15 protein-coding genes and 1 pseudogene are annotated in these 18,577 nt (G+C 65.9%); 7 read left to right on the forward strand and 9 right to left on the reverse strand.

The genetic code is table 11. The features are described from left to right. The first annotated feature begins 142 nt into the window (after positions 1-142). On the forward strand, positions 143-1,729 hold the full coding sequence (locus ACVIHF_RS24355) for a FecR domain-containing protein (protein WP_310880703.1): 1,587 nt from the start codon (positions 143-145) through the stop codon (positions 1,727-1,729). A 90-nt stretch (positions 1,730-1,819) separates the two neighbouring features. Here ACVIHF_RS24355 and ACVIHF_RS24360 read toward each other — a convergent pair whose 3' ends face one another. From ACVIHF_RS24360 to ACVIHF_RS24370, 3 genes are all read right to left on the reverse strand, one after another. Next, positions 1,820-2,647 (reverse strand): class I SAM-dependent methyltransferase, encoded by an 828-nt coding sequence (locus tag ACVIHF_RS24360; protein ID WP_310880704.1) that lies wholly within the window; start codon positions 2,645-2,647, stop codon positions 1,820-1,822. Between the two features lie 119 nt (positions 2,648-2,766). After that, a complete protein-coding gene (locus tag ACVIHF_RS24365) occupies positions 2,767-3,174 on the reverse strand; it encodes a hypothetical protein (protein ID WP_310880705.1) in 408 nt (135 codons plus the stop codon). A 78-nt stretch (positions 3,175-3,252) separates the two neighbouring features. Continuing rightward, positions 3,253-3,558, reverse strand: a complete 306-nt coding sequence (locus ACVIHF_RS24370; protein WP_057014965.1) for a nickel-binding protein — start codon at positions 3,556-3,558, stop codon at positions 3,253-3,255. Positions 3,559-3,721: 163 nt separating this feature from the next. Between ACVIHF_RS24370 and ACVIHF_RS24375 the strand changes: the two genes are divergently transcribed. Then, a complete protein-coding gene (locus ACVIHF_RS24375; protein ID WP_253607526.1) occupies positions 3,722-5,527 on the forward strand; it encodes a winged helix-turn-helix domain-containing protein in 1,806 nt (601 codons plus the stop codon). Here ACVIHF_RS24375 and ACVIHF_RS24380 read toward each other — a convergent pair whose 3' ends face one another. Continuing rightward, positions 5,528-6,328 carry an NUDIX hydrolase gene (locus ACVIHF_RS24380; protein WP_310880706.1) on the reverse strand — a complete coding sequence of 267 codons (801 nt, stop codon included), beginning with the start codon at positions 6,326-6,328 and terminating at the stop codon, positions 5,528-5,530. 121 nt (positions 6,329-6,449) lie between these two features. Continuing rightward, a complete protein-coding gene (gene asd, locus ACVIHF_RS24385) occupies positions 6,450-7,316 on the reverse strand; it encodes an archaetidylserine decarboxylase (RefSeq protein ID WP_310880707.1) in 867 nt (288 codons plus the stop codon). Between the two features lie 34 nt (positions 7,317-7,350). On the opposite strand from asd, the gene ACVIHF_RS24390 reads away from it, so the two are divergent. Continuing rightward, complete coding sequence (locus ACVIHF_RS24390) at positions 7,351-9,015, forward strand: aminotransferase class III-fold pyridoxal phosphate-dependent enzyme (RefSeq protein ID WP_310880708.1); 1,665 nt, start codon at positions 7,351-7,353, stop codon at positions 9,013-9,015. Positions 9,016-9,414: 399 nt separating this feature from the next. On the opposite strand, the gene ACVIHF_RS24395 is transcribed toward ACVIHF_RS24390, so the two are convergent. The 3 genes from ACVIHF_RS24395 to ACVIHF_RS24405 form a co-directional block, all read right to left on the reverse strand. Beyond that, positions 9,415-10,032 (reverse strand): hypothetical protein, encoded by a 618-nt coding sequence (locus tag ACVIHF_RS24395; protein WP_057014961.1) that lies wholly within the window; start codon positions 10,030-10,032, stop codon positions 9,415-9,417. A gap of 242 nt (positions 10,033-10,274) precedes the next feature. Next, positions 10,275-10,964, reverse strand: a complete 690-nt coding sequence (locus ACVIHF_RS24400) for a class I SAM-dependent methyltransferase (RefSeq protein WP_028332588.1) — start codon at positions 10,962-10,964, stop codon at positions 10,275-10,277. A 33-nt stretch (positions 10,965-10,997) separates the two neighbouring features. After that, complete coding sequence (locus tag ACVIHF_RS24405; RefSeq protein WP_310880709.1) at positions 10,998-12,053, reverse strand: glycosyltransferase family 4 protein; 1,056 nt, start codon at positions 12,051-12,053, stop codon at positions 10,998-11,000. 138 nt (positions 12,054-12,191) lie between these two features. Here ACVIHF_RS24405 and ACVIHF_RS24410 point away from each other — a divergent pair, with 138 nt between their 5' ends. Beyond that, entirely contained in the window at positions 12,192-13,574 is a 1,383-nt protein-coding gene (locus ACVIHF_RS24410; protein ID WP_310880710.1) for a TAXI family TRAP transporter solute-binding subunit, read from the forward strand. A 116-nt stretch (positions 13,575-13,690) separates the two neighbouring features. Continuing rightward, positions 13,691-14,474: pseudogene (locus ACVIHF_RS24415) on the forward strand (sulfite exporter TauE/SafE family protein). Between the two features lie 23 nt (positions 14,475-14,497). Here ACVIHF_RS24415 and ACVIHF_RS24420 read toward each other — a convergent pair. After that, on the reverse strand, positions 14,498-15,718 hold the full coding sequence (locus tag ACVIHF_RS24420) for an acyltransferase family protein (protein ID WP_310880711.1): 1,221 nt from the start codon (positions 15,716-15,718) through the stop codon (positions 14,498-14,500). A gap of 254 nt (positions 15,719-15,972) precedes the next feature. Between ACVIHF_RS24420 and ACVIHF_RS24425 the strand changes: the two genes are divergently transcribed. Next, the gene (locus ACVIHF_RS24425) at positions 15,973-16,662 is read left to right on the forward strand and encodes a L,D-transpeptidase (RefSeq protein WP_168857511.1); all 690 of its coding nucleotides are present in this window, start codon (positions 15,973-15,975) and stop codon (positions 16,660-16,662) included. Positions 16,663-16,852: 190 nt separating this feature from the next. Beyond that, positions 16,853-18,421, forward strand: a complete 1,569-nt coding sequence (locus tag ACVIHF_RS24430; RefSeq protein ID WP_310880712.1) for a DUF4403 family protein — start codon at positions 16,853-16,855, stop codon at positions 18,419-18,421. Positions 18,422-18,577 lie beyond the last annotated feature (156 nt).

The raw sequence follows: 18,577 nt of genomic DNA on the forward strand, positions 1-18,577 counted from the left end.
CAGCGACCAAGCACCGCGCTTCCGGCAACGGAGCGCGGTGCTTGATCGTTTCGGTCCGCCATGACAACAAGGCACGACCGTTCATCCGGCATTCAGCCTGACGCGGCTCAATTGCCGTCCCCACTGCCTCCCCCGGGAATCGATGGCGATGCGCCGCAGCTTTCTCTTTGCGCTTCTGCTTGGCGCCGGCGTCACGATCGGTTGGCAACCAACGGCCAATGCCGCGCCGGACTTGACGCGGCTCGCACAGGCGCAGCCTGCACAGGCGCCCGCCCCGGCGCCGAGTGCGACGCCGGCTACGCCCGCTCCTGCAACACCCGCGCCTGCAACGCCGGCGCCGGCCGCGAGCGCGCAGCCCGCGGCGCCCGAGCCGATCGGCAACGTGGCAACACTGACAGGAACCGCGACCGTCACGCGCAACAACACCGCGACGCCGCTGCAGATCCGCGACGACATCTTTGCCAATGACGAGGTCGCGACATCAGCGACCTCCTCGCTCGGCATCACCTTCAACGACGGCACCACCTTCAACCTGCGCGCCAATGCCAGGATCACGATCGACAATTATGTCTATGAGGACGGCGGCCAGCAGAACAGTGCGCTGTTCAACGTCACCAAGGGAACGGCGGCCTTCGTTGCCGCCGCGGTCGCCAAGACCGGCGACATGAAGATCTCGACCCCGACCGCGACGCTCGGCATCCGCGGCACCACCGGCCTCGTCGAGGTGCCCGAAGGCGCCACCGCGACCAGCAGGAATGTCGGCATCAAGCTCTATCCCGACGCCGACGGACATGTCGGCCGCATCGAGGTCAACGACCGCAGTGGCGCTTCGCTCGGCGTGCTGACGCGCGGCGCGAGTGGCTTTGCGATTCGTCCGGGCACCGGCGGCGCCCGCTTCGCCGCGGTGCCGCTGACAATCTCGCCGCAACAGATCACGCGCGACCAGGGCTTTGTGCGCCAGGTCCATAGCGCGCAGACGCTGGGCCGCCAGGTCGTGACCGAGCAGCGCGACTTCCGCCGCGCCAATCCCGATTTCCGCAGGGCCAATCCGGCCGCGCCCTATCCGAACCGCGGCCAGCCCGTGCAGCCGAACCCGCAGCGGCAGAACGGCCTGCCGGGCCAGAACCGCAACACGCCGCAGCAGCCGGGTCAGCAAAACCGTCCGGGCCAGATGCAGCAGCCCGGTCAGCCGAACCGTCCCGGCCAGCAACCGGGCACGCCTGGCCGGCAAGGTTCGCAGCAGCGGCCCGGCACGCAGCAGCAAGGCGGCGCACAGCATGCGCTGCCCGGCCAACCCGGCGGCGCGACGCTGCCGCACGCGCCCGGCGTCCAGACGCCAGCCGGACAACAGCCGGCGGGACAACAGCCAACGCGCCAAGCCCCCACGCAAGAGCCCGCGCGCCAAGGCGGCGCGACGCAACCCGGCGGACAACAATCGCCGGCACGTCAAGGCGGTCTGCAGCCCGGCCGCACCCAGGCGCCGGGCGGCGTGCGCCAGCCAGGACCACCAGCGGCCCAGCCGGGTCAACCGGGCGCGCCGCGACAAGGCACCGCGCAGCCCGTGCCGCAGGCGCCCGGCCAGATCCGACCCGGTATCCAGCAAGCCGCACCGGGCGTACGTCCGGGCATGCAACGGCCCGCGGTGCAGGCGCGTTCGGGCTTCCAGCAACGGCGCGCGCCGCCTCCGCCGCGCGGCGCGAAGCCTCCACCCAGGGACAAGCGCCAGTAACTGAGATCACAGCAATGTCGATCAACGAGCGAATGGCGCCGGCGAGTTACGCCGGCGCCATGCACAGATCGACCAATGCCGAGCGGCAGGTCAGCCGCGCCTGGTGATCACGGCCTCCAGATATTCGCTCGGGATCACCAGCGTGCCGTCCCTGGCGATATTGAACTGGTCCATCAGGCTGAACATGTCGGCGGCGAGCAATTGCTGCTTGACCGGATCGATCGCCCCGAACGCCTTCAGCACGGGCCCGTAATAGGTGCGGAAGATCTCGAGGAAATGCTCGCGCGACCTGTAACGAAAATTGAAGTGCCTGCGCCTGGCATCGAGCGTCGCCTGCGGGCCGAACAAGGCGCCGAGATGCGCCTCGGTGCCCCACAGCGCGGGAGACTTCACGCCCGGCGCCGGCGGCACATACTTCCCGATGGTCTTGAACAGCTGGCCGATGAAGCCTTCCGGCGTCCAGCTTGCGAGGCCGATCTTGCCGCCGATGCGGCAGACGCGGCGCAGTTCATTCGCCGCCTGCTGCTGGTCCGCGGTGAACATGACCCCGAAGGTCGACAGCACGACATCGAAGCTGGCATCGGCAAACGGCAACTTCTCCGCGTCCGCCTCCTGGAACGTGACGGGCAGATGCTCCGCCGCCGCCCGCTCGCGGCCGCGCTCGAGCAACGCCGCGACGTAGTCGGTCGAGACCACGTCGGCAAAGCGCCGTGCCGCGGCCAGCGTCGCATTGCCGTTGCCGGCGGCGACGTCGAGCACCATTTGATTGCTGCGCAGGTCGACTGCCTCGCAGAGCATCTCGCCGACGATCTGGAGCGTGGTGCCGACGATCGCGTAGTCGCCCGAACTCCAGGTGGCTTGCTGGCGCGCCTTGACGGCGGCGAGATCGATGGCCGGCATTTCGGTCTGAACGTTCATGTGCATCTCCTTTGAAAATGTGGTGCGGCTCGCGGCGAGGCCGCCGGCTTCGCCGAAAGTCCGCGGGTTGCGCCAAAAAACGGCGTCGAGCAGTGCAATGACTTCAAATGTGCTGCGCGCTATGTGCGGCGGTCGAGCAGGACCGGGATGGTCGATGCGGCAACTATGCTCCAGTCCGAGCGATGCCTGCAGCCGTGGCTGCTACGCTGCGTCGAGGCGGCCTGCTGCGCCGGAGCTGCACGATGCTCCGGAACGACAGGTTCCTCCGCTCGGGTGAACACGGGCGAGGACAAACCCGCGATCACCAGCCCGAGCAGCGCGCTTCGCCCGATCGGCCGTGAGCAGCGGTTCCCGGCACCCTTCGACTGGCCGCCGGCCTCGCGCGGCATCAGGCGACTGGCCTGCCGCTCGCGATGGGCGAGCATGCCTGCGACCGATTGATTGACGATCCGGCGGATCCGCAAAAGCAGGAAGGAAAAATGCCTTCGTACCGGACTTGAAATGGATTCCATGAATGAAATCGACATAATTGTTTCCTTGATCGAAGTGTGATGGCGCTCCGGATCAGGTTTGGTCGGGATACGCCATGCGACGCCGCGCAGGCGTCATTCGGCTGCAATGGGCGGTTGGACCGGATCACCACGCACCACCACGGTTGCCGCGACCTTGTAGAATTCCTCGCCCGGCATGCCGACGCAGCGCGCATGCTCCCGGATCGAGTCACCGTCACGCGCCTCGTATATGCAGAATGTGCCGATGCGACCATCCGCCTCGTGCACCACGTAGCTGCGGATCCAGCGGACACGGTCCGGCATCTGCTCGTCGCCGACCCTTGCGGACGTTGCGCCGGCGAGTTCCAGCTCGCTCATGTTCGCCCAGGCGCTCGGACGGCGAATGACATAGAGTTCCATCGAAATCTCCTCGGTTGCAATTATTGAACGGCAGGCGCTCATGGCGAGCCATGATCAGCTATAGGCGCTGTCGATGCCGACTGTCCTTACCGCGGACTGATCATTGCCTGATCTTTGTCTGATCCTTGCCTGAACCTTTTCCGCCGAGCCCGCACTCATACACATGGCATTCTCATTTGGACTGTTCGAGCTTGATGAAGCTGGACGCGTGTTGCTGTGCGCGCGCCAAGAGGTCCCATTGCAGCCGCGTGTGTTCGATCTGCTGATTTATCTGGTTCGACACCGCGACCGGGTCATCCCCAAGGAAGAACTCCTCGAAGCCGTCTGGCCGGATGTGACGGTCACAGACAACTCGCTGCAGCGGGCGGTGAGTGCGTTGCGCGCCGCGCTGCGCAACGGCGGCATGGACGGCGCGATCCGAAATCTGCCGGGCAAAGGCTATCGCTTCTTCCTCGAGTCCGAGATCCGGCAGCCGGAACGGATCGACCCTAAGCAAGTCGATGGCACCGTCGGTGCAATCGGTCTCGCCCGACGCGCAGCGGCCGGACAATTGTGGTTGCAGGCAGCGACCCTGTTCGCGAGCGCGGATGAAAGCGGCCAGCTCAACGCTGAAGATCTGCACGATTGGGCGCTCGCCCTGCAGTGCCTCGGCAGGGCCACGGCAGCGATTCCGATTCTGGTTCGCGCGGTCGGCGCACGCAGCCAGGCCGGTGACGCCGCAGGCGCCACGGTCGACGCGATAGCACTCTCGGCCTTGCATTTCGAAAGCGGCCAGGCCGCGATCGGAAAGGGCTGGCTCGCGCGGGCGGAAGATTGGGCTTCAACGCTCGACGATCCTCCGACGACGGCCCTGGTGTTATGGATGAAGTCGAAACTGGCTGCTTTCGATGGCGAACCGGAACAGGCACTCGCGTTGGCCGATGCTGCCTACACCGCCGTCCGATACAAGGATGCGATCAATATCGAAGCGCTGAGCCTGGCCTATCGCGGCTTCTATCGGCTGTGCCTCGGCGACACACACGGAGGACTGTCCGATCAGGACCATGCCGCCGCAGTTGCCCTGTCCAGCAACAATCTGGACCCGATCATGGGCGGCAACCTCTATTGCAACATCCTCTGGGCGGCCCGGATGTTCGGAGATTGGGCACGCGCCGACCAGTGGACGCGGAGCTACCAGAACTTCTGCTCGGGCAGCGGCATGGAATTGACGGGCTCGTGCCAGCTGCACCGCTCCGAGGTGCTCGGCATCCGAGGCTCGCTCGACGAAGCGCTGGCGCGCATTCAGGACGCGCTCGCGCGCCTCACCAGCGATGCGCCCTGGTCGCTTGGCGATGCCAACCGGGTGCTGGGCGATATTCAGGCGGCGATCGGCAATGACGACGCAGCGCTCGAAGCCTATGACAGGGCTTACACGCTGGGCTGGTGTCCGGAGCCGGGCCGCGCCATGCTGCTGCTCGCAAGAGGGGAAGCGGAGGCCGCCTATGCAAGCCTCGAGCGGAGCCTGATCGGCAAGACCTGGTGGACGCTGCAGCGACGCGGAATCCTGCTCGCGCATCTGGCGCTGGTTGCCGCGCACACGCATCGGACCGTTCGAGCGAAGGCATTGATCTGCGAACTGTCGGGAAGTCCGGATCGCTGGCCGATGCCCTCGATCCGCGCACTCACCAACGAAGCACAGGCGATCCTCGCGCTTTCCCGGCAGGACCATGAAACAGCCATGCGGCATCTCCATCTCGCCCGCCAGCTGTGGTCCAGCATCGAAGGGCGGGTCCAGATCGTGCGGCTGCGGCTTCAGATCTCCAGCCTCCAGCTGGAGCATGGAGATGTTCGCGGCGCCATGGCCGAAGTTCATGCGGCACAGCTTCTGGCCCGTGACCTGGGCTCGCCCAAGCGTCTTGCCGAGTGTCTTGCCTTGCAGCGTGACATTGACGCCTGGCAGCCAACGGCGCGACGTCAGATGTGCGGGTGATCACGCCGCGCGGCGCAGCCAGTCGCGCACGCGTTCGATCAGATTCTTGCGCGGCGTGGGCTGAGGTGCCGCGCCGGCCGGCACGACCTCGTGCACGAATGGCGGCGCTTGTTCAGGGATGACCGTCTCGGCGCCCCGCTCGGTCTCGGCAGTTGCATCGGGTGCGGCCACCGGAACGTCTTGCGGCGCCATGGCCGGCGGATCGGGCTCGCTTTGCACCAGCGGCGGCTGATCGATGGCCGGCGTCTCCGCCGGCGTAGCCGCATCGGCAACATCAGGCGCGTCGGCGACCTCCTGCTCGTCGATGACCTGTGGCACAGCGACTTCGCGAATCCGACGGCGCTCTGCGGCCACGGCTCTCGCCCGCGCGCGCCGCTCGCGCTCGGCGATCGCCGCGGCCTGCAACGCGATCGGTCCGACATTTTCCAGGAACGCGCGCTCATAGCCGCGTGACAGACGCTCGAGTGCCTCATCGAGCGGCAGCCAGTCCACCTCGCGGATGTCGCTCATCAGCGCCCGCACCGGCTTGCCGCCGGCATCCATGCGCCAGTAATGCACCACCTTGGATCGGCCGCCTGAATCATAGACCAGCGTGCCGAGGAATTCGTGCACGTCGACGTCGTGGCCGGTTTCCTCGAGCACCTCGCGTTCGGCAGCGGCGCGCGGCGTCTCGCCGTCGTCGAGCTTGCCTTTCGGCAACACCCATTCATTGCGCTTGCGCAGCCGCACTACGGCGAAGCGCTGCGGTGCGTCCCGCCGCAGCACAATGCCTCCCGCCGCCAGAACAGGCGTCCGCGCCATCTCGTGTCCATCAGGTTTGCGATTTAGGATCGTCGCACGACGATCCCGACCATTCTATGCATGATCGCGAAAAGTGGAAGCCAGTTTTCATGCTCAAACGATGAGCGCGATGGAAACAAGGCTATAAAGGCTTCCGCAGCAGCGGCTCGCCGCATTTGATCCGCGTTCCCTCCGCGACGTTGTCAGGGAATTCGAAATTGCCGGGCGCCAGCACGATGATCGTCGAGCCGTGTTCGAACCAGCCGAGTTCATCGCCCTTCTTCACATGCGCGTTACAGGAAAAATCCACCGGACCCCGCGACTGCGCGTTCAGCGTAATGTCGAGGAAATGCAGGCGGAGGCTCGCGACAAGGATCGCCGCGACCGGAACCAGCGTCAGTGCCTCGCCGGTTGGAAGCTTGGCGCGCAGCACCGCGCGCTCGTTCTTGCAGAACAGCCGCTCGATCCGCTTCAGCGCGATCGGATTGACGTTCCAGACGTCGCCATGAATGAACGCCACCTTGTCGATGGCAAGATCATAGGGCGCGTGGAAGCGGTGATACATGCTCGAGGTCAGCCGCAGTGTGACGAAGCGGCCGTTCCGGTGCTGCTCCACCAGCGCCGGATCGCCGACCAGATCGAGCAGCGAATAGGGCGCGCCCTTGACCTGGAACAATTGCCCGTCCTCGATCCGCCCATGCGCGCCAATGATCGCGTCCGACGGGCTCGCGATGATGGCGGGATCGGCCGCTGCCGGACGCAGGCCGGGCTTGAGCTCGCGGGTGAAGCAATCGTGCAGGCTCCTGAACTCGGTCTTCTTGGCCTCCGACAGATCGAGGTCGGAGAACAGCTTCCAGCAGGCGATCGAGGCGTCGCGCACCAGGGGGTTCTCGACCTTGGAGAACCAGCCCATGAAACGGGTCAGCGCCGCCCGCGGAATCCGGTTGGTGAGCAGGAAATTGAGGTCTTCCTGCTGGGTGAATGCCGAGATCAGGCCCTTGACTGTCATGAATCTGTTAGGTGCTGAGGCTAGCGCTTCTGTCATGGAAACATCCCTTCCGATTCTCTCGCTGTCCGCCGCCGCGCTTGCCGGCGCCGCCGCAGCTTTCCCCAAAATTCAGGCCCGCATCGCGCTCTCGCGTGCCAAGCACCGCTCGCTGACCGGACATTCCAAGATGTCCAAGATGGTCGCGCGGATGGTCCCGCACTACGAATTCGACATCGACGACTTCTTCCGCTCCGACGGCGCGCCGAAGGACGTCGCGATGCAGCGCCAGGACGGCTTCTTCCGCCTCGCCGGCCTCTACGGGGATCGCTACCCCAAGGGCCGCGCGCTGACCGCCGAGGTCACGGAGCGCATCTCCGACCTGCAGTTCACCGAAACCTACCGCGTGCCGTTCCAGTACAGCCGCCTGGTGCGCGAACATCTCGGCACCTCGGCCTTCGTCGAGGCCTCCAGCGGCGTCACCGTCACCGACGTCGACGGCAATGTGTTCTACGACCTGACCGGCTCCTACGGCGTCAACATCTTCGGCAACGACTTCTACAAGGAGTGCATCGCCGAGGGTGAGAAGCGCGCCCACGCGCTCGGCCCCGTGCTCGGCCCCTACCACCCGATCATTGCCGACAACGTCAAACGGCTGTGCGAGCTGTCCGGCCTCGACGAGGTCTCGTTCCACATGTCCGGCACCGAGGCGGTGATGCAGGCGGTGCGGCTCGCGCGCTACCACACCAAGCGGAAGCGCCTCGTGCGCTTCGCCGGCGCCTATCACGGCTGGTGGGGCGACGTGCAGCCCGGCGTCGGCAACCCGGTGTCGCCGCACGAGACCTTCACGCTCGCCGACATGTCGGAGAAGACGCTGCACGTGCTGCGGACGCGCAACGACATCGCCTGTGTGCTGGTCAACCCGCTGCAGGCGCTGCATCCCAATTCCAACGCGCCCGGCGATTCCGCGCTGGTCGACTCCTCGCGCTCCTCCAAATACGACCGCGCCGCCTACACCGAATGGCTGAAGAAGCTGCGCGAGGTGTGCACCGAACGCGGCATCGTCCTGATCTTCGACGAGGTGTTCGTCGGCTTCCGCCTCGCCGCCGGCGGCGCCCAGGAATATTTCGGCGTCAAGGCCGACATGGCGACCTACGGCAAGAGCCTGGCCGGCGGGCTTCCGGTCGGCGTGGTGTGCGGCCGCAAGGATTTGATGCGGCGCTTCCGCGACGACCGCCCGGCCGACATCTGCTTCGCCCGCGGCACCTTCAACTCGCATCCCTATGTGATGACGGCGATGGACGAGTTCCTGAGCCGGCTCGCCAGCCCGAACTTCCGCTCGATCTACAACGGGCTGGACGAGACCTGGAACGGCCGTGCCAAGGCGCTCAACGACCGCCTCGCCGCGCAAGGCCTTCCAGTTCGGGTCGGCAACATCTCGTCGATCTGGACCGTCTATTACACCGAGCCGTCCCGCTACAACTGGATGCTGCAATACTATCTGCGGGCCGAGGGACTGGCGCTGAGCTGGGTCGGCACCGGCCGCCTGATCTTCACCCTGAACTACACCGACGCCGACTTCGCCGAGGTCAGCGACCGCTTCGTTGCGGCAGCCGAGAAGATGAAGCGCGACGGCTGGTGGTGGCACAAGGCCGGCCTTACCAACAAGAACATCAAGCGGCAGATCCTGAAGGAGATGGTCGCCGTGAGGTTCGGCCGCTGAGCACACCGTCATTCCGGGGCGATGCACAGCATCGAACCCGGAATCTCGAGATTCCGGGTTCGCTCGCTGGCGCGATCGCCCCGGAATGACGGCGTTTGGGTCGTCACCGTGAAGTTCAGGCGCTGAGGCAACGCGCGGCCCTCCTACTCCCTCGCCCCGCTCTTGCGGGGAGAGGGCTGGGGTGAGGGGCTGCATCCATAAAATCGGAAATGGACGGACTCGTGGTGAGCCCCCCTCACCCGGATCGCTGGCGCGATCCGACCTCTCCCCGCAAGCGGGGCGAGGTGACGTGTACGCGCGGTCGAAGGCGCTCAAGTGATGATCCGCCGTAATCCTAAGACGTAGATGCCCGGGACAAGCCCGGGCATGACGCAGCTTGAAGACGCTGAGGGCAACCGATCAGGCGTGCTTGACGTGCTTCTCGAGACCCGGATCGATCAGTTCGCCCTTCATCAGGAACAGCGGCGCCTTGTGATAGAGCTTCAGATCGTTGAACGGGTCGGTGACGATCTTGGTCATCCAGACGAGGCCGGTCTCGACGTCGCGGATGAAGAACAAATGGATCGTGCGGAACAAGAGGCCACCGATGCCAACCACGAGCCAGATCTTGGCCACCTGGCGGGTGAAGTCGCCCATCGTGACCCAGGGCTTGAACAGGCCGAACAGCGTCGGATCGAAGTACAGCACCATCGGCGACAGCGCCCAGATCGCCATCAGCACGACCTTGCGCTGCAGATTGTAGCCGACCTTGATGTCTTCCTTGTGCTCATGGGTCGCCTGGTTGACGTGGTCGTAGCCCTTCGGCTCGAAGAAGAAGTGACCGGCCTGGCGCGAGGTCATCGAGACCAGCCAGCCGACCAGCGCCGACACGACCGGATCGAAGAACAGCATCACATAGGCGAACAGGAAGCTCAGCGCGCTGACGAAGTGCAGGCTCTGGTTGATCCGGCTGTGATGGTAGAAGCGATGGTCATCCCAACGCTGGGTACGCAGCTCTTGCAGGAAATTCTTGATCATTGGTTCCCCCAACATCTTTCGGAACAGGATTTACAGGGATTCGATGTATCGCGTGTGACATCATCATAATGACATATGACAATGCGGAGCGACGCCTTGACGCAACCGGAGCAGGGTCTCGCCTCATCCCGAGAAGATCTGCGGAGATCAGGCGAAGGAGATCGTAGCCTCCCGGCCTGGGGTGCGCTGTGCGCTACCTCACCCGGGAGGAGCGGCGGGCTGGGCCGCCTGGCCGGGCCGCCTCAGGCGGCTTTGGCGACATCCGCCTTGCGGAAGCGGACCAGCGAGAAGTGGCCGAGCGGCGGAATCAGGCGCCGCTCCGCGAGCTCCATGCCGCGCGCGCCCGCGAGCCATTTGGTGTAGCGCGACCAGGCGAATTCGGCGGTCCGGAACCCGAGCGGGCGCACCACCGGCTGCAGCTTCTGCTCGATGAAGCGGCGCACGCCGGCATCGGCGCTGACGCGGGTCAGGATGATCAGTTCACCGCCCGGACGCACCACGCGGGCGAACTCGTCGAGCGCGGCTTCCGGGTTCGGCACCGCCGACAGCACATACTGCGCCATCACCACGTCGAACGAATTGTCGGGGAATTCCAGCTTCTCGGCGTCCATCACCGCGAGGCCCTCGACATTCTTCAGGCCCCGCTCCGCGACCCGCTTCTTAGCCTTCTCCAGCATCGCTTCCGAGATGTCGGTGCCGAAGATGCGGACGTTCTGGCTGTAGAGCGGCAGCGAGATGCCGGTGCCGACGCCGACCTCGAGCACCCGGCCGCCGATCTTGTTGGTGGCCTGGATCGCGGCCTGCCGGCCCTTGCTGAACACACCGCCAAACACGAGGTCGTAGATCGGCGCCCAGCGGTCATAGGCCTGCTCGACCGTCTCGCGGTCGAAGTCCATGGAACGGTCGGCACCCAGCTTGATGATTTCAGCCATAGATCGTCTCTCGCCTCTCGTTCGATTGAGCTGTTAATTCGGAACCGCGCTGCGGCCGGCAACGCGGCGGGCGGGCCGCAGCGCGCGGCTCGGCTGCAGCGTGGCCAGATTGCCGATGAACTGACGCGCACTGTTTTCCCAGGAACGCTCCAACGCAAAATTGCGGCAGTCCGCGCGCGACATCGTCAGCGCGCGCAGGCAGGCGCTGCGCAGGTCGTTGTCGATCGCGCCGATCGGATGGTTGGCGATGACGTCCTTCGGGCCGGTGACCGGGAATGCCGCGACCGGCGTGCCGCAGGCCAGCGCCTCGAGCTGTACGACGCCGAAGGTGTCGGTCAGGCTCGGGAACACGAAGACGTCGGCGGCGGCGAGGTGCGAGGTCAAATCCTGCCCCTTCTTCTCGCCGAGGAAAATCGCGTCGGGATATTTCTGTTCCAATGCCGCCCTTTGCGGGCCGTCGCCGACCACGACCTTGGAGCCCGGCAGGTCCAGCGACAGGAAGGCGTCGAGGTTCTTCTCCACCGCGACGCGGCCCATGGTCATGAAGATCGGCCGCGGCAGATCGAGCACCGCCGGCTGGTCCGGATTGAAGATCCTGGTGTCGACGCCGCGGGTCCAGAAGCCGAGCCTGCGGAAGCCGCGCTCGGCGAGCTCGCTGCGCAGCGAGTCGGTCGCGACCATCGTCATCGACCCGGCGGCGTGGAAGTGGCGCAGCACCGCGTAGCCGACGCTGTCGGGAATTCCGGTGCGAACCGAAACATATTCCGGGAAGCGCGTTGTATAGGATGTGGTGAAGGCGAGCTTGTTGCGCTGGCAATAGCCGCGCACCGCCCAGCCGATCGGCCCTTCGGTCGCGATGTGGATCGCCTCGGGCGCGGCCTCCTCGATCCGGCGCGCGATCTCGCGGCGGTTCGGCAGCGCCACGCGCAGGCCAGGATAGGTCGGCACGCCAACCGAGCGGAAACCGTCGGGAGTGAGGAATTCGATCTCGGCGCCGAGCCCGGCTGCGCTGCGCGCAAGCGACGTCAGCGTCCGGACCACGCCGTTGACTTGCGGATGCCAGGCATCGGTCGCAACGAGTATGCGCATTGCAGGAGATCCAAATCGTTAATCTTGATTCTGCTCGCACGACGTTCTGACATGGATGTTTCAAACGTATGACGTCATCGAAATGTTAGGTTGTTTTTCACGGCAAACGGCCGGTTTTTCGTGTAACGTGACAGCCAGATGTCAGAGCAGAGTGAAAATCCCGGCACCAAGCGCCGCAGGCTCAGGCGACGAAACTCGTCGCTGCTGATCCTTGCGGCCGGCATGCTTGTGTTCGGCCTCGCCGCCGGCGCGCTGTATTACGCGCTGCGTCCGGTGACGCTCGCGATCGCGGTCGGCCCGACCGGCAGCGAGGACGTCAAGCTGATCCAGGGTTTCGCCCAGGTCTTTACGCACGACGGCAGCTCGGTGCGGCTGAAGCCGGTCACGACGCAGGGCTCCGCCGAGAGCATCGCGCTGTTCACGGCGAACAAGGTCGACCTCGCGGTGGTGCGCGGCGACCTCGATCTGCCCGCGAGCGCCGAGTCGGTTGCGATCCTGCGCAAGAATGTCGTCGTGCTGTGGGCGCCCTCGGGCGCCAAAGGCAAGCGGCGGTCCGCGAAGATCAAGAGCATCGACGATCTCGCCGGCCACAAGGTCGGCGTGGTCGGCAGCACCCAGGCCAATGTCACGCTGCTGCGCGTGATCCTGACCGAATCCGGCGTCAACCCCGACAAGGTCGCGGTCAGCCAGTTCGCCGTCAACAAGATCGCCGACCTCGCGCGCGATCCCTCGCTCGATGCCTACATGACCGTCGGCCCGCTCGACAGCAAGGTGACGGCGGAAGCGATTACAGCGACGGCGGCCGCGCGCGGCGAGCCGGTCTTCCTCCCGGTCGATGTCTCGGAGGCAATCGCGCAGAAGCATCCGCGCTATGAGTCCGAGGAGATCGCCGGCAGCATCTTCTCCTCGTCGCCGGCGCGGCCCGAGGACAAGGTTGAGACCGTCAGCGTCAATCACCTCATCATCGCGCAGCATGCGCTGAGCGAGGCGACCGTCGGCGCGCTCGACCGGCAGCTGTTCACGCTGCGCCTCCAGGTCGCGCGCGATCTGCCGGCGGCGGCAAAGATCGAGAAGCCCGACACCGACAAGGACGCCGCGCTGCCGGCGCATCAGGGCGCGGCCGCCTATATCGACGGCACCGAGCGCACCTTCCTCGAAAAATACTCCGACTACATCTGGGGCGGCATCCTGCTGCTCTCCGGCCTCGGCTCGGCCGGCGCCTGGCTGCGCCACTACGTGAAGCGCGACGAGCGCGAGCACTACATCACCCATCGCGACAATCTGCTGACCCTGATCTCGCAGGTGCGCGGCGCCGAGACGCCGGAACAGCTCGCCGCCATGCAGGGCGAAGCGGATGCCCTGTTGCGCGAGGCGCTCGACTGCTACGACGACGGCGCGATCGAGGAAGGCGATCTCTCGGTGATCGGGCTGACGCTCGAGCAATTCCATCACGCCGTCTCCGACCGCCGCGCCGTGATCAACGGCGACAAGCCGGGCCTGCCGCGGATGCGCGCCGGCTAGGCCGCGTGCACGCCGAATTGCACCGAGAGCAATGTGCACCGAGAGCAATGTTTGGATTGCGCATGCAGGCGCGCGTGGCCATGTTGAGTACTGACCACAACGCTTCGCACGACACCATGATCACGTCCATCGTCGCTGACCTGCCCGGGCCTTTCGTGCTCGCGGTTGCCTTCGCCGGCGTCTTCCTGATCGCCTTCATGAAGGGCGCGTTCGGCGGCGGTTTTGCCATCGTCGGCATCCCGCTGCTGTCGCTGGCGATGGACCCGATCGCGGCGGGCGCGCTGCTGGCACCATTGTTCGTCGTCATGGACGTCACCGCGCTGCGGTTCTGGCGCCCGAGCACGTGGTCGCGCATCGACCTCGCGATGCTGCTGCCGGCGCTCGTCATCGGCATCGGCCTCGGCTATTTCGTGCTGCGCGATCTCGACCGGCATGCCGTCGAGATCGTGATGGGCGTGGTGACGCTGGTGTTCGCCGCGCTGTGGTTTCTCGGCGGCGGCGAGATCAAGCCGCGTCCGCGCTCGACGTTCAAGGCGACGTTCGCCGGCCTGTCCTCCGGCGTCACCACGATGGTGGCCCATTCGGGCGGGCCGCCGCTTGCGATCTATCTGCTGCCGCTCGGCATGCCGAAGGCGCTCTACGCCGGCACCACCAGCCTGTTCTTTACGGTCGGCAAACCTCTTGAAGGCCGGCCCGTGGCTCGTGCTGGCCACGCCGTCGCGCAGCCTGTGGATGCTGATGGCGCTTTGCGTGCCGGCGGTGCCGGTTGGCGTCTGGGCCGGATGGCGGCTGCACGAACGTCTCGACCAGCGCGCGCTGTACCGCGCCTGCTACGCCATTCTGGTCATCACCGCGGCCAAGCTGCTGTGGGACGGATCGGCCGGATATCTCAGCTCCTGAACGGCGAAGGTGCTGGCTCCTCGTCAGGAGGAGTGTCTGCTGCGGACGACGTTCGCGGCAACGGCAAGAGGCGCAATGTCCTGGCGCGGCGCGGACGCGTCGTCCGGCGCAAGGCGCTCGCGCGCCACGAAGGAGAAGCGGCTGCGCAGTTTCAGGATCGGCTTCTCGATCCAGTGCCAGGAGAACGCGGCGAACAGCGTGATCAGCAGCAGCGCAATCGCGAACTGAACGATCACGGGCGCGTGCGGCAGCCATACCCGCACAACCTGCTGCACCGGAAAGCCGTAGAGATAGATGCCGTAGGAATAGTCGCCGCGCGAAATCAGCGGCAGCCTCGGCAGCTTCGAAACGCCGAGATAGGCGGTGATATAGACCAGCGCCGGGGCGATCAGCAGATTGAGCACCGGCTGGCTCATCCAGTCCGCCGGACCGAGCAGCGCGGCGCCCGCGCAGAGCGCGCAGCACGCGGCGAGAAGCCTTCCGTTGTAGGGAATGCGGTCACGATAGAGATAGATCGCGATGCCGAGCATGAACGCGACCGGCAGCTTCGCGCCGCGTCCGAGGAACGGCGCCGTGCTGAAGATCCTGTCATGCAGCGTACCGGCGACCCCGGCGGGCAGTTGCGAGGGTTGCGCGCCATGCCCGGTGAGTACGAGCGCAAGGCCGATGCCGACCAGCACGAGCGCACCGAGCACGATGAGCGGCGGCTTGCGCAACAGGCCGAACAGGATGAACACCGTCATCAGCGCGTAGCAGCCATATTCGAACGGCACCGTCCACAGCGAGCTGTTGACCTCCGGCGCGGGATTGCCGCTGAACACGCCGGGCAGGACGTAGTTCACGAGGCCGATGATGTTGGTGAAGTATTTGTAGGTGCCGAAATTGGTGAAATAGTCCGACAGCGGCAGCGCGGTGAAGATCGGTCCGAGGATCAGCGCCGACAGCACGATCTCGACCGCAAGCGCCGGAATGATCCGCATGCCGCGATTGGTGAGAAACTCCCTCAGCGAGAGCCGCAGCCCGCTGGCCGCGATCAGAAACCCGCTCAGCGCAAAGAACATCACGAGAATGGCGTAGTGCGGAAACCAGGCGATCCACGCCTGCTCGCCGTCGCCACTGCCGCCCGCGACATAGGGCGCGTGGGCGGCGACGACGGAAATCGCCAGTGCGATACGGAGAAAATCGAACCCGGGGCCGAAGCCCTTCTGCCGATCCAGCATGCTGCCGATCGTGTGCCCCAGCATCATTTCCACTCCATTCCGAAACCAATGCGCTGGGACAGCAAGCGCCGTGCCAGGAAGACTGTCTTGCGGCGGGACAACCCCTTCCCGGCAACCCGGCCTTAACCGTGCGACGAAACACGCACGAAACAATTCCCTAACGGCACGAAACCATTTTGGCGATTTCGTGCAAACGTCCTGAAACGCCTCACCTGTACTGCTTTGACCCAACGACGCGCCGGAACTGGCGCGCAGGGCGCAAACAACAGGGGTCGACAATGTTCAATTCCATCAAGCTGAACTCACGTCTCGCTGCCGCCGCCTTCGGTGCGCTGGCGATTGGCACCGTCGCTTTTTCGAATTCCGCCGCGGCCGCTCCGCTGCCGATGTTCCCCTTCATCCTGACGCCGCCGACCGAGGCCGTGCAGCCGCCGGTGCAGTCGATGCCGCAGGCGCAGGAGGAAGACCGTTCGGTTGAGTTGCCCGCCCGCCTGCGCCGCCAGGTCGTCGCCTATCCGACGCGCGAGGCGCCCGGCACCATCATCATCGACACCCCGCACACCTATCTCTATCTCGTGCTCGGCAACGGCCAGGCCATGCGCTACGGCATCGGCATCGGCCGCGACGGCTTCACCTGGTCGGGCACCCAGACCATCACCAAGAAGGCAGAGTGGCCGGATTGGACGCCCCCGCCGGAAATGATCGCCCGCCAGCCCTATCTGCCGCGCCACATGGCCGGCGGCCCCGGCAATCCGCTCGGCGCCCGCGCCATGTATCTCGGCGGCACCATCTACCGCATCCACGGCACCAACGCGCCGGAGACGATCGGCACCCGCGTGTCCTCCGGTTGCCTGCGCCTGACCAACGCAGATGTCTCCGACCTCTATTCGCGGGTCAGCGTCGGCACCAAGGTGATCGTGCTGCCGATGACCGACCGCCGCGCCGATCTCGGCTCGGCCGTCCGCTAAGCCCCTCCCCTCCAAGGCGTCCTTAATAAAGGCGTCCTCGACCACGGCTCCGGCATTCTCGTGCCGGGGCCGTTGTCGCGTTCATCAACCTTAACGCCTTCCGCCCCTGAAGCAGCTTGATCCCGCCACACTGGCGCCCTCGTCGGGGGGCCTGTACAAGCCGTCAAGTTGATTTTCATCCGGGGGAATGATGCGTCTACCGATGCATCCAAGGACGATAGCGCTCGGGATCGCGGTGGTGCTGGTCTCGTTCGTGATCAGCCTCAAGGCAATGGACTGGCTCGCGCCGAGCGTCACCGTGCAGCAGCCGAAGCTCGCAGAGCTGCCGCCGCTGCCGCAGGCGCCGCGTTCTTCGACGATCGTGGCGCAGGTCTCGGTCGCGCTGTCGGCGATCCGCGACGCCGCCGAACGCGGCGCGCCGAAGACGTTCGGCGGCAAGGCCGACAACCCGGTCCAGCAAATCCTGCAAAATGCCGACATCGGCTGGACCGCATCGCGCGGGCCGATCGCCGCCACCGGCGCGCAGGACGTGCTGACGCTGACCACCCCGATCAACGGCACGCTCAAGGTCACCGGCGCGTTGTCCGCCAAGGCAACCGGCGCGGTCAACGACGCGCTCGGCAGCCTGCTCGGCGGCAATGTCGCCAAGCAGATCGGCGCCGTGAACATCAAGAACATCAACGCCAACGCCGAGATCAAGGGCAACGTCACCCTCACCGCGCGCCCGAAGCTCGGTGCATCCTGGCGGATCGAGCCGAACCTGCAGGCACAGGTCAATCTCGGCGACACCAGCCTGTCGACGGCCGGCGTCCGCATCAGCGTGCCGGCCCAGGTCAAGCCTGTCATCGACAAGGCGGTCGCCGACCAGATTTCCGTGGTCGAGGCCCGATTGCACAACGACCCGGTGTTCCAGAACAACGCCCGCACGCAATGGGCCAAGGCCTGCCGCTCGATCCCGCTGCAAGGTACCGGCGGCACCACCTCGATGCCGCCGATGTGGCTCGAACTGCGACCGACCCGCGCGATCGCCGCGCAGCCGAAGGTCGATGCGTCCTCGCTGATCCTGACGATGGGGATCGAGGCCGAAACGCGGATCACGGAGGCGCAGACCACCCCGAACTGCCCGTTCCCCGAAAAACTCTCGATCGTGCCGCCGATGCCGAGCCAGGTCGCGATCGGCCTGCCGGTCGACCTGTCCTTCACCACGCTGAGCCAGCTGGTCGAGGCACAGCTCAAGGGCAAGACCTTCCCCGAGGACGGCTCCGGTCCGGTCGACGTAACCGTCAAAAGCGCGAGCATCGCCGCCTCCGGCGACCGGCTTCTGATCTCGCTCCTGGTGCACGCCAAGGAAAAGGCCAGCTGGTTCGGGCTGGGCGCCGAGGCAACCGTGCACATCTGGGGCCGGCCGCGGCTCGACCAGCCGTCGCAGACGCTGCGGCTGACCGACGTCGAGCTGGCGGTGGAATCCGAGGCCGCGTTCGGCCTGCTCGGCGCCGCCGCACGCGCGGCGATCCCGCACATGCAGCAGACCCTCAACGATCGGCTGGTGGTCGACCTGAAGCCATTCGCGACCAACGCGCAGCGCAAGGTCGCCGCCGCCATCGCCGACCTGCAGAAGAACGAGGAGGGCATCCGCGTCGACGCCGAGGTCAACAGCATCCGGCTGGCCGGGATCGACTTCGATTCCAAGACGTTGCGGGTGATCGTGGAAACCGACGGCAGCATCAAGGCCGCCGTCACCGCGTTACCGGCGCTGTAGGACACTGCCCGAGCGGATTGCTCTCTTACCTCGCCCCGCTTGCGGGGAGAGGTCGGATTGCGAAGCAATCCGGGTGAGGGGGTACAGGTCTCACGACAATCGCCACCCGTGGATAAGGCCCCTCATCCCAACCCTCTCCCCGCGAAGAGCGGGGAG

The organism is Bradyrhizobium sp. USDA 4506 (assembly GCF_054058795.1).

Excerpts from the sequence above, each read along its gene's own strand:
- ACVIHF_RS24375 (WP_253607526.1), top strand. The coding sequence starts at position 3,722 with ATGGCATTCTCATTTGGACTGTTCGAGCTTGATGAAGCTGGACGCGTG.
- ACVIHF_RS24355 (WP_310880703.1), top strand. The coding sequence starts at position 143 with ATGGCGATGCGCCGCAGCTTTCTCTTTGCGCTTCTGCTTGGCGCCGGC.
- ACVIHF_RS24360 (WP_310880704.1), bottom strand. The coding sequence starts at position 2,647 with ATGAACGTTCAGACCGAAATGCCGGCCATCGATCTCGCCGCCGTCAAG.
- ACVIHF_RS24400 (WP_028332588.1), bottom strand. The coding sequence starts at position 10,964 with ATGGCTGAAATCATCAAGCTGGGTGCCGACCGTTCCATGGACTTCGAC.
- ACVIHF_RS24380 (WP_310880706.1), bottom strand. The coding sequence starts at position 6,328 with ATGGCGCGGACGCCTGTTCTGGCGGCGGGAGGCATTGTGCTGCGGCGG.
- ACVIHF_RS24405 (WP_310880709.1), bottom strand. The coding sequence starts at position 12,053 with ATGCGCATACTCGTTGCGACCGATGCCTGGCATCCGCAAGTCAACGGC.
- ACVIHF_RS24390 (WP_310880708.1), top strand. The coding sequence starts at position 7,351 with ATGGAAACATCCCTTCCGATTCTCTCGCTGTCCGCCGCCGCGCTTGCC.
- ACVIHF_RS24425 (WP_168857511.1), top strand. The coding sequence starts at position 15,973 with ATGTTCAATTCCATCAAGCTGAACTCACGTCTCGCTGCCGCCGCCTTC.
- ACVIHF_RS24395 (WP_057014961.1), bottom strand. The coding sequence starts at position 10,032 with ATGATCAAGAATTTCCTGCAAGAGCTGCGTACCCAGCGTTGGGATGAC.
- ACVIHF_RS24420 (WP_310880711.1), bottom strand. The coding sequence starts at position 15,718 with ATGCTGGGGCACACGATCGGCAGCATGCTGGATCGGCAGAAGGGCTTC.
- ACVIHF_RS24410 (WP_310880710.1), top strand. The coding sequence starts at position 12,192 with ATGTCAGAGCAGAGTGAAAATCCCGGCACCAAGCGCCGCAGGCTCAGG.
- ACVIHF_RS24370 (WP_057014965.1), bottom strand. The coding sequence starts at position 3,558 with ATGGAACTCTATGTCATTCGCCGTCCGAGCGCCTGGGCGAACATGAGC.
- ACVIHF_RS24365 (WP_310880705.1), bottom strand. The coding sequence starts at position 3,174 with ATGTCGATTTCATTCATGGAATCCATTTCAAGTCCGGTACGAAGGCAT.
- asd (WP_310880707.1), bottom strand. The coding sequence starts at position 7,316 with ATGACAGTCAAGGGCCTGATCTCGGCATTCACCCAGCAGGAAGACCTC.
- ACVIHF_RS24430 (WP_310880712.1), top strand. The coding sequence starts at position 16,853 with ATGCGTCTACCGATGCATCCAAGGACGATAGCGCTCGGGATCGCGGTG.